Origin of the sequence: Butyrivibrio sp. (assembly GCF_017940685.1) — a bacterium.
Taxonomy (GTDB): domain Bacteria; phylum Bacillota; class Clostridia; order Lachnospirales; family Lachnospiraceae; genus Butyrivibrio.
The window spans coordinates 1-13,229 of record NZ_JAGAYD010000105.1; the positions used below are offsets into that span (position 1 = coordinate 1).

At 43.5% G+C, this 13,229-nt stretch carries 14 protein-coding genes; 2 read left to right on the forward strand and 12 right to left on the reverse strand.

Annotated features, from left to right (window positions below; all coding sequences use genetic code 11):
• Window positions 1-207 precede the first annotated feature (207 nt).
• Complete coding sequence (locus tag J6I68_RS06600) at window positions 208-837, reverse strand: esterase (protein ID WP_292218703.1); 630 nt, start codon at window positions 835-837, stop codon at window positions 208-210.
• A gap of 149 nt (window positions 838-986) precedes the next feature.
• Here J6I68_RS06600 and J6I68_RS06605 point away from each other — a divergent pair, with 149 nt between their 5' ends.
• Window positions 987-1,238: a hypothetical protein gene (locus J6I68_RS06605; protein ID WP_292218706.1), complete on the forward strand. Its 252-nt coding sequence runs from the start codon at window positions 987-989 to the stop codon at window positions 1,236-1,238.
• Between the two features lie 92 nt (window positions 1,239-1,330).
• Here the strand turns inward: J6I68_RS06605 and J6I68_RS06610 are convergent, their stop codons facing one another.
• From J6I68_RS06610 to J6I68_RS06625, 4 genes are all read right to left on the reverse strand, one after another.
• Window positions 1,331-1,567, reverse strand: a complete 237-nt coding sequence (locus tag J6I68_RS06610) for a zinc-ribbon domain-containing protein (protein ID WP_292218708.1) — start codon at window positions 1,565-1,567, stop codon at window positions 1,331-1,333.
• Between the two features lie 16 nt (window positions 1,568-1,583).
• Window positions 1,584-2,009, reverse strand: coding sequence for a hypothetical protein (locus J6I68_RS06615; RefSeq protein ID WP_292218709.1), 426 nt, complete (start codon window positions 2,007-2,009; stop codon window positions 1,584-1,586).
• A 136-nt stretch (window positions 2,010-2,145) separates the two neighbouring features.
• Complete coding sequence (locus J6I68_RS06620; protein WP_292218710.1) at window positions 2,146-3,657, reverse strand: 2-oxo acid dehydrogenase subunit E2; 1,512 nt, start codon at window positions 3,655-3,657, stop codon at window positions 2,146-2,148.
• On the reverse strand, window positions 3,657-4,391 hold the full coding sequence (locus tag J6I68_RS06625; protein WP_292218711.1) for a lysophospholipid acyltransferase family protein: 735 nt from the start codon (window positions 4,389-4,391) through the stop codon (window positions 3,657-3,659). The genes J6I68_RS06620 and J6I68_RS06625 overlap by 1 nt, the downstream gene beginning before the upstream one ends.
• A 523-nt stretch (window positions 4,392-4,914) precedes the next feature.
• Between J6I68_RS06625 and J6I68_RS06630 the strand changes: the two genes are divergently transcribed.
• Entirely contained in the window at window positions 4,915-5,112 is a 198-nt protein-coding gene (locus tag J6I68_RS06630; RefSeq protein WP_292218713.1) for a hypothetical protein, read from the forward strand.
• Window positions 5,113-5,171: 59 nt separating this feature from the next.
• On the opposite strand, the gene J6I68_RS06635 is transcribed toward J6I68_RS06630, so the two are convergent.
• The 7 genes from J6I68_RS06635 to rsmB are packed head-to-tail and all read right to left on the reverse strand — an operon-like array spanning window position 5,172 to window position 13,227.
• The gene (locus J6I68_RS06635) at window positions 5,172-5,747 is read right to left on the reverse strand and encodes a histidine phosphatase family protein (protein WP_292218715.1); all 576 of its coding nucleotides are present in this window, start codon (window positions 5,745-5,747) and stop codon (window positions 5,172-5,174) included.
• Complete coding sequence (gene rsgA / locus J6I68_RS06640) at window positions 5,744-6,661, reverse strand: ribosome small subunit-dependent GTPase A (RefSeq protein WP_292218717.1); 918 nt, start codon at window positions 6,659-6,661, stop codon at window positions 5,744-5,746. The genes J6I68_RS06635 and rsgA overlap by 4 nt, the downstream gene beginning before the upstream one ends.
• A gap of 6 nt (window positions 6,662-6,667) precedes the next feature.
• Entirely contained in the window at window positions 6,668-8,707 is a 2,040-nt protein-coding gene (gene pknB, locus J6I68_RS06645) for a Stk1 family PASTA domain-containing Ser/Thr kinase (RefSeq protein WP_292218719.1), read from the reverse strand.
• A complete protein-coding gene (locus J6I68_RS06650) occupies window positions 8,700-9,461 on the reverse strand; it encodes a Stp1/IreP family PP2C-type Ser/Thr phosphatase (protein ID WP_292218723.1) in 762 nt (253 codons plus the stop codon). Before J6I68_RS06650 ends, pknB begins: the two co-directional genes overlap by 8 nt.
• A gap of 54 nt (window positions 9,462-9,515) precedes the next feature.
• Window positions 9,516-10,580: a 23S rRNA (adenine(2503)-C(2))-methyltransferase RlmN gene (rlmN, locus tag J6I68_RS06655; protein WP_292218725.1), complete on the reverse strand. Its 1,065-nt coding sequence runs from the start codon at window positions 10,578-10,580 to the stop codon at window positions 9,516-9,518.
• A gap of 16 nt (window positions 10,581-10,596) precedes the next feature.
• Window positions 10,597-11,811, reverse strand: a complete 1,215-nt coding sequence (locus J6I68_RS06660) for an ABC transporter permease (protein ID WP_292218726.1) — start codon at window positions 11,809-11,811, stop codon at window positions 10,597-10,599.
• Window positions 11,812-11,826: 15 nt separating this feature from the next.
• Entirely contained in the window at window positions 11,827-13,227 is a 1,401-nt protein-coding gene (gene rsmB, locus J6I68_RS06665) for a 16S rRNA (cytosine(967)-C(5))-methyltransferase RsmB (RefSeq protein ID WP_292218728.1), read from the reverse strand.
• Between the last annotated feature and the right edge of the window lie 2 nt (window positions 13,228-13,229).

The following is a 13,229-nucleotide window of genomic DNA, read 5'->3' on the forward strand; positions in this document are numbered from 1 at the left end:
GGGTCACAGGGAACATACAGAATGTTTGCAGACTCAGGCCATTCCTGCTTAAGGTCCTCAAAAAAGCCATAGCATTCCCCAGGATCTTTTTTCTCATAACTATCTATTTCCTGATAAGGAATAAAACTGCCTGTAAGATACAAAACCATAGGTTTTCTCCTATATGTCTGCAACAATGAGGTATATACAAGTTAATTGTATCACTTTTTATGCGTTTTGGTTAATGACCCATGAAAAAGCCTTGGCTGTTCTTATATCTGGATCTCTAAAATGATTGCCAGGGTTCCACTCAAGGGTCGTTACGATCTGCTTGTTTTGAAGGATTGCATGGGCTCTGCGGATATCGTCACCCACCTTCGCCATAACAGGGTTTCTTACCTTTTCTTCTTTGTCTCCAAGACTTAAATACACTTTGGAAGCTTTCAGATCGCTTTTTTCCATGTAATCTACAAATCCCGGAAACCAGATAGATGGGGATGCTGCTGCAACGCCCTCAAAGATATCCGTCTGATAGGCTGCCCAAAGGGCAAAGAGACCTGCAAGTGAGTATCCGCCTATGTAGTAAGTCTTGCTGTCGTCGGCGCACTGGGAAAGTACCTCTTTTAAGGCAGCTTCTGCGTTACCGCCAAAGTCCTCCTTCCCAAACACAGCAGGAGCCTGCCATGGTGAAAGGTCATTGTTCCAGTTATTGATCTTCAGCGCAACAAGGCGAAAGTCCATCTTGGCATTTTTACTTATAAGAGCGACCTCGTTTTCAATTCCTTCAAGGTCATGTTCGTCCACCATCTGGATCAAGACTATATTAGCATCGGGATTTCCAAATTCTAGTTTATTCATAGCGTTATTCCGTAAACTCCTTAAGGCTTTCTTAAGATTAACAGCAGAAATTCTTAAGATTACTGTTGTCCTATTTACAATGATATCACAGGATGCTATAGTCGCAGTGACAGGATTTCTTCGTAGCTAACAGGAAGGAGGCCATTGATATGTGTTCGCTTGAATGTACAGCAGAAGAGCAACTGCAGGTATTTGCTGATGAGGCATATGACAAAGGGTTAGCACAAGGTATCTCTCAAGGTATTACCCAAGGCGTGTCTCAAGGAATAACAAGTGTCAATGAACTGTATTCATGGCTTTTTGAAAATGACAGATCTTCAGATGTATTAAGAGCAACTTCTGATCCTGACTATCTTGAAGTTCTATTTAAAGAATACAGAGATGCAACTGGAATACAGTAATACACCATATCTTTTCTTAGATATAACAAGGCCGTGGCATTCGCCACGGCCTTTAATATACTGATCACGCTCATATTGAGAGTTTAAAATTCTCAGGCATTCTTAAGCTCTTTATACTGTGCTCCAGTAAGTACCTCTGAATCGCCGCAGCAAGGGCAAACGATAAGGCGCTTTGAAGTCCAGCCAAGAACCGGAATGTAGAAAAGTGTAACAGCAAACTTCTCTCTTGCAAGAGTTCTCTCTACATCGTGATGGCAGTTAGGGCATACGCATCTGCCAAGATTTCTGTCTAATTTGATCTTTTTTCTTGTTCCGTATAAAATAAACATCTTTACTCTCCTCCTATTAAGCTATAAGGCTTCCTTCATTTGCTTTGCAGCGCTCTGCAAGAGTGCTGAGTACAGTGTTGAAATCAGGTACGTTCTGTACTTTTGAACATTTTGAGAAATAGAAGGTCTCGCCATTAATAGTCTCTACAGCTATAGCCTTGAAGTTGTAATCGTAAGAGCCATAGAAGCAGTTTGAGCAGTAAACATTTGTGATATCCTTGACAGGAAGGATAACAATGCTTCTCTTGAAATCCCCAAAGTGACATACATAGTTTGCAGTGATCATAACCTGCGCCTTGGCAAGATTAAGCACGCCAGCGCCCTGTGACTCAGTAAGGAAAGAGTTAAGGTACTCTTTACCCCGGCCGTTTTCAAGAGCTTTCTCTACTGCTAAAGCGTTTTTTTCCTTGTCCATGTTAAATACTTTTTCGAATTTTAACATCTTTTTTCCTCCTTAGGTGGAAACCCACCAAGGCACGATTATACTACGCCCACAAGGATTGTTCAAGTTTTAACAAGCTGTTATTCGCAATTTGATGCTTTTAGCATGTTTTCGATTATCATTCACTGTTTTGATGTCATCTTTTCACCTGCTCAGAAAGTGATTCCTCCAAGAGCTTGGGATTCTCGATCAGAGTCTTCATAAGCCTGATTGAGCGGGCATAGTAGAATCCGTCAGATATTCTCTCATCTATTGTAAATGCCAGATCAAGCTCTTTTTTCATGGTGACATTTCCGTCCTGATCGTGGTAAGGCTTGAACTTCTTGGTTCCTATTATAATAAAGATTGAATTGGTTCCCCAGTTCATCAGGTGGTGATATCCAATATCAAGGCCAAGGGATCCAAGGTTTGACAGCACTACAGAACACTGGTAAGGGTCTGTTGCTATAACAGACTGTGGCATCCAGCCGTGTCTGTCTAAAAACCTTGCTATAGCACCGATAAGGTGTTTACCCGGGATCTTCATAATAAAGTTCATGGCTTCGGTGGACTCATCGTCCTCCTTCTTGCAGAGAGCTATCTGCTCTCTTACTTTATGACTTATGGTGAAAAGAGTGTCCGTATCCTCTGCAACAATCCTTGCAAGGGTCTCATCTGCATCATCCCTGAACTCTTTTTTTACCGTAAAAGCTGCCGTGACACATCTTCTCTGGTACATGGTCTGGTTGGCGATAAAACGGTTCATCTGAGGTCTTTGCCTTATGGTCCTGAGAGCCGCTGCTATAACTATGTCAAAGATAGCAATTCTTTCATCAGGGTGCTCTTTGTTATAGTTTCTTATGTATTCCTCTGTACCTGCAATTTCCACTGAGAGCTTCATGTAGGCCTCATTGTCACATCTGTTTGGATACATCAGTGGCATAATGTAGTGCATGGAATCTATGTCTCTTATAAGCTCTCCGTCACGCCGATCTCCGATTCTTCTTTTTCCCAATTTAATATCCCTTCCAAATAAAACAATTTCCAGAAACAAATAAAGTATAACTGCAGCACATACATCGATAAAGGAATGCTGCTTAACAAAACACACCGATATGCATATCATAAATGACCACAGGGCTAAAAGAACCTTTTTTATGAGCTTGTGATCTCTTGCTGCAAGATGCGCTGACAAAACAGCCAGGGTATATCCCACATGAAGCGACGGACAAACTCCCGTAGGTGTATCCACCTTATAAATATACCCCAGAAGCCTTGTAAGAACGTTATCATGTGCAAAAGCTTCCGGCCTCATGTTCTGAACAGAGGGCCACAGGATATAAGTGATGACAGCTATTATCTGCATACCTACGATGAGCTTTTGCGCCCTGACAAAGCCCTTTATGTCATATAGCACAAAATAAAGGAGCGACAATACCATGAAAAAATACCAGGATACATAGAATATAACAAAATATTCATTGAAAGGTATCAGATCATCGATCCTACTGTGGACCACGTGACAGCTGCTCTCCGGGATAAAATTCTCTGTCATGAGATACATGACAAGGTATCCTACCCACCCCAGCAGCAACAGTAAATGCCTGTATTCATTACTTGTAATATTGGATAGTCTTAGTTTTCTATAATCAACAACCGGTTTTTTCATTATAATCTTTCATTAAACGGATAATCTTTTTTTGAAACATTGGGGTAAGGCACCACCCGGTGTCTTGGCTGGGCGTAAGCAAGCTCTGATATGCTCTCCTGAAGGTACTTACATATCCTCTCAGCTTCATCTTTTTGGGAAGCCTTAGGGTCGTACATTATGGGCTTTCCAAATACCAGCTTGTGAAGTCCGGGGCAGACATACATAGGCACAAAAGGGACAGGCTCTTTATACTGTCTGTAGTAGTACTTGGCCACATGGACAAATCCCCTCTGAAACTCATGAACTATATTGTTATATTCTGTGTAGTCCTCAGGAAAAATAACAATCATAGCTCCCTCTTTAAGCTTGTCGCAGGATAGCTGAAAGGTCTTCATGACGCGCTTATCCCTGTAAACAGGCAGTGTATCTGCATTAGTAAAAATAATCTCCGCAAGGCCCGGGATTATATATGAAAAGAGCCTGTAAAAAGGCCTTAGGAGAGCCGGCTTTTTTGACCAGAAATCCTTGTAGGCATAGTCTGCAACCTTCTCTCTTTCCATCATCTCAGAAATACACCAGGTGTAGTGTTTCCTGGGAAAATAAAGCTCTGCTGCAATAGGGCCATAGGCCTGGGAGTGATTGCCAACAACTATTGCAGGCCCGTCAGGAAGGTTCTCGCCTTTTTCTGTCTGATATGCAGGTATCACAATGGATACTATCTTCCTTGCTATCCTGTACACTATGTGTTTCAATTTCCACCTCCGGATGAGATTCATTCCCCAAAGTATGAGTATAACCTATTTTAAAGAAAAAAGCAGATGCTGAGAAGTAAATCTTTCTCAACACCTGCTTTTCTTCCTTATACGAATGAAAAATAGTAGGGGAAATTTTTTTGATTTATAAATAACTTGCGAGAAAACCCCTTCCGATGAAATCGATGAAATCGGATGTGGGATGAATTGCCTTTACACGAACAACTGTTCGTGATAGAATAAACATATCGGAACCTTGAAAACTGTATATAGCGGGTTGTGCCATGAATCTAACAAACAAAGAACCTATGGCACGTAAAATATACAAGGTGTTTGTTCCCAAGCGCCACAAGCGCATATATAACACTTAAAGTATGCCGAAGGGACTTCCCGACGGAGTAGCGGCACAGTGAACGTGCCTTACTATACCGCATGGTATTGTAGAAACCATTTCCGATAACATCGGTCATGGTAGTTCATGACTATAATAGGAAAAGAAAAACATGTTTGGGAGAGCCAGGTTATGAATATTCATCTTTGCAAAGGGGACGAAACCTTAGACGAGGCCCTTAAGTATATCAACGAGCACGACAAGGAAAATAAGAAGTACACTTTCGATAAAGAAAAAGACAGGTGCTATATAGGAGATAATGCATTCTCCTCGGCACCTGTCCTTATCAACTACAAAAACACATACTACGCGCTTCACGAAGTAGAATGATCAGGTGCGCAAACAAAGAGAGACGGTATGAGCCGTCTCTATCTTTTTTCATTCATGTATTACTGTATATCCTCTATTAGTCTTCTCTTGCCACCTATAGATTCGTAGACAAATATTTCGCAGTTCTTGGGACGGGGGCGCCAGATTATGCCGCTTTTTTTGCCCTCTAGGTAGCCTCTTATGGGACGGATTATTCCGCCGTGGCAAGCCACAAGGACATTCTCGTAATCCTTCTTTTCAAGTTCCTCAATAAATGACGCTGTTCTCTCCCTCATCTCCTTTATGGTCTCAACCCCCTTTGGGGCAGGAAATATTTCCGGAAGTGTCCAGTACGCGATCATCCTTGGTCCTGTGGCAAAATAACCCATAAGCTCATACTTGCCAAAATCTGCCTCAATGATCCTCTCATCAGTTATGATCTGATCCTCACTGACATTACCAATGATGGACGCTGTCTTCACCGCCCTTATAAGGGGACTTGAATAGACCGCGTCAAACTTAATATCCCCAAGCTGTTTTCTTCTCTCGGTAGCCTGAGCCATTCCAACTTCGTTAAGGGGGATATCACTTCTGCCCTGCATCATTCTCTTTTTGTTGTAGTCAGTCTGTCCATGTCTTGTAAGATATATCTTCATCTCTTTTTCCCCTTTGAGTAATCTGGTCTCATTCCCTTAAGTTCAGAATAGATAACCTTGTAGTTGTCGTATCTGACCTTTGATACTTTCCCTTCTTTTACGGCGTTTTTTACGCCACAGTCTGGCTCAGCTATATGTGAGCAGCCTCCGAATCTGCATTCCGGTTCATATTCTACAAACTCAGGATAATAATTCATAAGAGAATCCGTATTTACATCCCGAAGCTCCAATGAAGTAAATCCAGGAGTGTCTATTATGAAGGTTTCTTCCTCATCATCTGTAAGCTCTTTTACCAAAAAGAGCTCTGAATGCCTTGTAGTGTTTTTGCCTCTGTCGATCTTTTTTGAAAGCTCCCCTGTCTGCATGCTGGCATCAGGTACAAGCTTATTTAAAAGAGATGACTTGCCAACGCCGCTTGGTCCCGCAAGAGTTGAGGTCTTACCTTTTAAAAGAGTCTTAAGTTCATCAAGACCACGTTCCTCTTTTACGCTGATGAAAAGGACCTGGTATCCACACTTTTCATATGCGTCGTAAAGCTCCTGCTGTTCCTCCCCCGTTGCTATATCCTGCTTGTTAAAGCAGATGATAACCGGAAGCGAAGCCTGCCTCATGGTGATAAGGAACTTATCGAGAAGGTTGTAATTGGGGTTTGGCTTAACAATGGCAAACAAAATAACCGCCTGGTCTACATTGGCAACAGGCGGTCTTATTAGCGTATTGGTCCTTGGCAGGATCTTTACAAGATTCCCCTGCCTCTGGTCCTCATCTATTATTTCAATCTCAACATTATCGCCTACTATTGGTTTTATACCATCTTTGCGAAAGATTCCCTTGGCCTTGCATTCATAAACTAAAGGCCCTTTGACCTCCACATAGTAAAACCCGGCGATACCCTTGACTATCCTTCCCTGCATAAAGGGTTAATTCTCCTGAGTAAATGTCACTGCTCTGGTTACTGTGTACTCGATGCTGTCTCCACCAGTTGTTTCGCCTGTATCAGGATTGGTGGTGGTTGGAGTTGTTGCAGTATAAACAAAAGTGATGGTTCCTGTAGGTGCTGTAATACCCTTATAGGTGCCCTGAACAGGGAAATCAGATGTTGTGGTGCTAAGAAGTGTGGTGCCATCTGAAGTCACCAGAGTAACCTTAACAGGAATGCCATAATTGTAGTTCTCGCCTTCAGTAGGTGCTGAAATATCGGCGTTATAGCTGTATGTAACACTTGCAGGTCCTGTTGAGAGTTCCATGTTGATCTTGGTGCCCTCTGAAACTGATGTGCCAACAGCAATTGACTGGGCACAGATAAGACCTGTAAGATTTGAGTCTTCGTTGCTGGTCTCAACAATGCTGCCTGCTTCAAGTCCAGCCTCAACCAGTGTAATGACAGCATCCTCTGATGTCATACCAATGATATTGGGAACTGTAACCTGGCCCTCAGACTTGGCTGTTGAAACCTCGGTTGTTGCTGCAGATGCGCTGTAGTTTGATCCATCGCTGACATAAACCTTGATCGTTGATCCGCTCTTTGCTCTCTCCCCTGCAGAAGGAGAAGTTGAAACTACTGTATCCTTGGCAGCTGTATTCTTAGAATCTGCCTCTTTACTAACCTTAAAGCCCTTATCATCCTGAAGGATCGAAACGGCCTCTGCGTATGTCTTACCAGTAACATCAGGGATCTGTATGCCATCTGTATTGTCCTCTGAATCTGCTGTGATGGACTGTGCTGCGCTGCCATCTTCTGAAGCTTCATCAGATGCGCCAAACAGCCCAAGGCTTCTTCCAAGAAGAAGCAATACTATAAATCCAACAAGTGCAGCTGAAATGATGGCCATAATAATGGTCATCTTCTCAATCTTGCTACCACCCTGATTGGATGAAGAAGAACTGCGGCGGTTCCTGTTTCGCGGCCTGTCGTAGTCATATAGGTCATCCATCTCGTCATAGTCAGATCTCTTTTTCCTACGTCCGCTGTCGTAATCATCGTAGCGGTCATCTTCGTCGTACTCGCCCATGACGTCGGCCTTAAGTCTCATCTGCTCTGTGTCAGACAATCTCTCACCGGCCTCGGCCATTTCCTCCTCAGACGCAACTCTAGTAGCACCCTCTTCATCAGGATCCACAAGATTAACAAAGTCCTTGTCAGGAGTTATAAGTGATCTCTTAAGGTCTGCAATTAGCTCTGCAGCGCTCTGATAACGTCTGTCAGGGCTCTTCTGGCAGCACTTAAGGACAATCTTTTCAACACTTATTGGAATCTCGTCGTTGTACTCAACAGGACTTGGAAGGTCCTCCTGAATGTGCTTGATGGCAATGGCAACAGTCGTATCGCCATTAAAAGGGACTCTTCCTGTGAGCATCTCAAACAGTGTGATACCAAGTGAATAGATATCACTCTTGGCATCGCTGTAGCCACCTCTTGCCTGCTCTGGAGAGGTGTAATGGACGGAGCCCATGACGTTGGAAGTTATGGTGTTGCTGGTAGCGGCCTTGGCAATACCAAAGTCTGTGACCTTAACCTTCCCTTCCTTGCTGATCATAATGTTCTGAGGCTTGATATCCCTGTGAATAATGCCGTTGTTGTGGGCAGCCTCAAGACCCATTGCAACCTGGATTGCAATGCTGACAGCCTCTTTTACGGAGAGGCGGGATTTCTTTTCAATATATTTCTTAAGCGTGATGCCATCAACCAGCTCCATTACTATGTAGTTGATGCCATCCTCATCGCCAACATCATAGACATTAACAGTGTTAGGATGAAGGAGTCCTGCAGTGGACTGAGCCTCTACACGGAACTTGGACACGAAATTCTCATTCTCTGAAAACTCCTGCTTTAATACCTTCACTGCCACAAGTCTGTTTAATTTATGATCTTTTGCTTTATATACATCGGACATTCCGCCGGTGCCGATCTTTTCAAGCACCTCGTAGCGATCGCCGATCACCATCCCTATCTTAACCATCTATTCCTCCATCGCGCGGGGTCTCTTCTGCAAAGGGCTCGATCAGAATAACCGCAATGTTGTCCTTGCCGCCGTTGTTATTGGCAGCCACAACCAGCTTTTGAGCCTTTTCGACTATATCCCTCTGGCCGCTTACTATCATGCGGATCTCTTCATCCTCAAGCATGTTGGTAAGACCGTCAGAACACAGAAGGACCATATCCCCACGATTTAACTCCACATTAAAAAAGTCGATGTCTACTGTTTCAGTGGCACCGATTGCCCTAGTGATTATATTTTTATCCAGATGAGTCCTTGCGGTCTCTCTGTCAATACCACCCATTCTGACCATCTCTTCAACCAGGGAGTGATCTCTTGTGATCTGAGTGATCTTGTCATTGATAACGTAGAGCCTTGAATCTCCTACGTTGGCAACCTGCAGATATCTTCCAAGAACCGTGCATGCTACTACAGTAGTTCCCATGCCAAAGAGTTCCTCGTTCTCTGCTGCCTTTTCGCGAAGCTTTCTGTTGGCAATCTTGATGGCATTTTCCAAGATCTTTACCGGGCTCTGTTCAAAGCTCTTTTCAATCTCTTCAACCATTGTGTCTACTGTAAATCTTGATGCATAGTCACCGGCGTTGTGGCCTCCCATGCCATCAGCAACAATGAACACGTTTGAGAGATTTCCAATCTTCCTGTCAGATGAAAAGACATAATCCTGATTCAGTTTTCTCTTTTTTCCGATGTCGGTAATGGAAAAAGTCTTAAGCAAAATTGCCTCCTGGTGGTACCTCTAAATTTCATCACGGAAAAAAAGCAGGTGGTCTTAATTTCCTTGTAAATGGCGCCTTCGCAACTGCCCGCAGGCTCCATCAATATCCCTGCCCATTTCTCTTCTAATAGTAACATTTATTCGGCTTTTTTCAAGTTTATTTTTGAACGCCACAGCACCAGAGCGGTCTGTGGGCTTAAAGTCTCTCTCTTTGATGGGGTTCACCGGTATCAGGTTAACAACTGCGTTAAGCCCTGACAAAAGAGCTGACAGCTCCCTGGCATCTTCCTCGGTATCATTTACTCCTGCCACCAGCGAATACTCAAAGGTCAGCTGGCGCCCTGTCTTTTCAAAATACGCTTTGCAGGCGTCCAAAACCTCACTTATGCTGTATTTGTTAGCTATTGGCATTAGCTCTTTTCGCTTTTGGTCATTGGATGCGTGTAATGAAAGAGCAAGATTGATGGAAAGCCTTTCATCTGCCAGCCTCAGAATATTTGGAACTATTCCGCAGGTTGAAACTGTAAGGTTTCTCTGGCCAAGGTTCATTCCATTTTCATCAGTTAAAAGCTTGATAAACCTAAGAAGGTTATCGTAGTTATCAAGCGGCTCTCCGCTTCCCATAACAACGACTCTTCCAATCTTTTCTCCCGTATATCTTGCAATGGAATATATCTGATCCAGCATCTCTGAAGGAAGGAGGTTTCTTACAACGCCATCAAGGGTAGATGCGCAGAACTTACAGCCCATGCGACATCCTACCTGGGATGAAATGCAGACGCTGACTCCAAACCTGTACTTCATGAAGACGCTCTCAATAACGTTACCGTCAGAAAGTGCAAAAAGGAATTTCTTGGTCTCATCAATATGAGACTCCTGGACCTCAACTACTTCGAGGCTTGTAAAAGAAAAGTCCCTGGCCAGCTTTTCCTTAAGGGACTTGGGGATATTGGTCATTTCATCATATCCACCTGCCTGCTTGACATGGAGCCACTCAAAGAGCTGTTTTGCCCTGAAAGCCGGTTCATTCATGCCCTTTATGCATTCCTTAAGTTCATCAATATCAAGGGACTTTAAGTCTATTTTATTGTCTGTTGCTAAAATATATTCTTTTTCCATAAGTTAATACTGATCCTCACTCGGTTCTAAGAGCTTCGATAGGATCAAGATCTGCTGCTCTCTTGGCTGGATAGATTCCAAAGAAAAGACCTATTGCTGTTGATATCATAACTACAATTGCCACAAGAAGCGGATTTACCATGAAAGAAAATCCCACTATCTTGCAGATAAGAGCCGCAATTGACAGTCCAAAAGCAATTCCTATTATTCCACCTGTGAAGGTAAGAATAGCTGCCTCAGCAAGGAACTGCACAAGGATAGAAGATGTTGTGGCTCCAAGGGACTTTCTGATGCCAATCTCTCTGGTCCTTTCTGTAACGGATACTGTCATGATATTCATGACGCCGATACCGCCAACAAGAAGTGATATTGCTGCGATGATGGCTACTACTGAAGTTACAATGTTCAATATAGAATTGGTTGTCTGGTCAAATCCAGATCCGGAGGATAGCTTTACTGCGTTTTCTCCGCGAAGCTCCATTACATTTTCCACAACTGGTCTTGCCTGTGACAGAACCTTGTTCTTGTAGTCGCCATCCAGATAGATATTAAAAGTGGTGACAGAATTATCGATGTTCATATCAAAGGAGTTTGCCACTGCAGTATATGGAGCATCCATGGCTACCATTGCATCCTCTCCCCAGCTTGAGTAGGCAATATCCATGGAAGTATCTTCCCTTATACCAATGACTGCGAAATCTGCTGTAAGGTCAAAGGCTGTAATGGACACGGTCTGTCCTATTACATCCTCATAGCCAAAGAGATTATTGGCCGCCGTCTGACTAATGACAACTACATTTTTGGCATCATCCACATCGCCCTGGTTGTAGTATCTGCCGTGAAGCATCTTGATGCCAGAGGACTCCTTTGAGGCTTCCATTCCACCAGTCAGCATTACTGAAAAGCTGTTTCTTCCTGCCACAGCGGTGCCAAAAGCACTTATATTTGGGCTGACGCCGTAGATGTCGCTAAGAGCTCCCTGTATAGCAAGCAGGTTCTCATAAGTAAATGTCTTATCTGTTTTGGTGACATCAAGGCTGACAGAAACAGATGTAGCTCCGATGGAATCTATCTCACTGTTGATGGTAGCTTTCATACCATCACCGATTATAAGCACTGTAAGCACAGAAGAAATACCGATTATGATACCAAGCATGGTAAGAAATGATCTTCCCTTGTTGCTGCCGATGCTGGCCAGTGCGCTTTTAATATACTCTCCAAATGTACCCATGTAATAAACTCCTGATCATACCCTCTTTAGCTTTGCTATGAAAAATCCATCTGTGCCAAAGGCTCCAGGGATAAGCTGAATATAACCATTTTTTGCTGACCTTACAAGTTCCTGCCCAAAAGTGCCCTCAGTAAGCGCCTTTGGAAGCTTTTCTGAAAAGTCCACCATCTCAAAAGGAAGCTCCAAGCAGATGCGCCCTACCATCTCCTCATTCTCCTGTCTGTTAACTGTACAGGTGGAATACATTAAAGTTCCGCCGGGTTTTACATAATCCCAGACAGTCTTTATGATCTCCCACTGAAGAGAGGACAGTTCCGTAAGTCCCTTTTTTGAGGCGTTATATTTAATGTCATTCTTTCTGCCAATTATACCAAGTCCTGAGCAGGGAAGGTCAAGGAAAATCACGTCCGCCTTGTTTTCCATATTTCGGTCGTGGATCTTGGCATCGTGAAGCTCAACTTTAACGTTTCCAAGTCCCATGCGCTCAGCATTTTCCCTGATGAGTTCGCACTTTCTCTCGGACACATCACGGGATAGTACCGTACTTGCTCTCTCGGCTGCATGAAGGCTCTTTCCACCAGGTGCTGCACAGACATCAACAACAACGTCGGAAGGCTCCACACCTGCGATCTCAGTCACAAGCATTGAGCTTACGTCCTGTACAAAGAATGCTCCCTCATCAAATCCCGGAAGGAATCTGATATTATCAGTCTTTTCAAGTTCAAGGGCATAGGGCAGGATGTCACTTCTTTTAACCACAACACCTGCAGCAGATAGCTTTTCAATGTAATCACCAAAAAGCTTATCATCACTATCTGTGTCTTTGCCATAGAGTTTCTTAAGAGCGTTGGCGCTTAGCCTTACTGTAGTTGGTCTTGGCTCTAAAAAGAACTTAAGCATCCCTTCAGTTTTTTCAAAACCATAGACGTCTATCCACATATCGCAGATCCACTTTGGCATGGAGTAGAGAGTTGAAAGGTACTCTGATCCCCCATCAATAGCTTTATCAGGGTAAGCTATCTTGTCCCTGTTTCTTGCGATATTTCTAAGAACTCCGTTTACAAATCCCTTAAGTCCCTGGAACTTATGCTTGCCAGCCAGCTTGACCGCCTCATTGCAGGCCGCAGAATCCGGAACCTGATCCATAAACAGTATCTGATACACACTCATACGAAGGAGATTCCTGATAAAGGGCTGCATCTTGGCTGTAGGCGTCTTGGAAAATGTATCAAGGATGTAATCGATCTGTATCTGTCTCTCGATGCAGCCATCCACAACTCTCTTCATAAAGGCCTTGTCCCTGGTCTCAAGATAGTCATATTTATTTAAGCTGTCCTTTAAAAGAGATGGCTTTCTTACGCCATCTCTCTCGTATTCTATAAGTATATTCAAAACCAGCTCTCTGACGTTAGCCATAA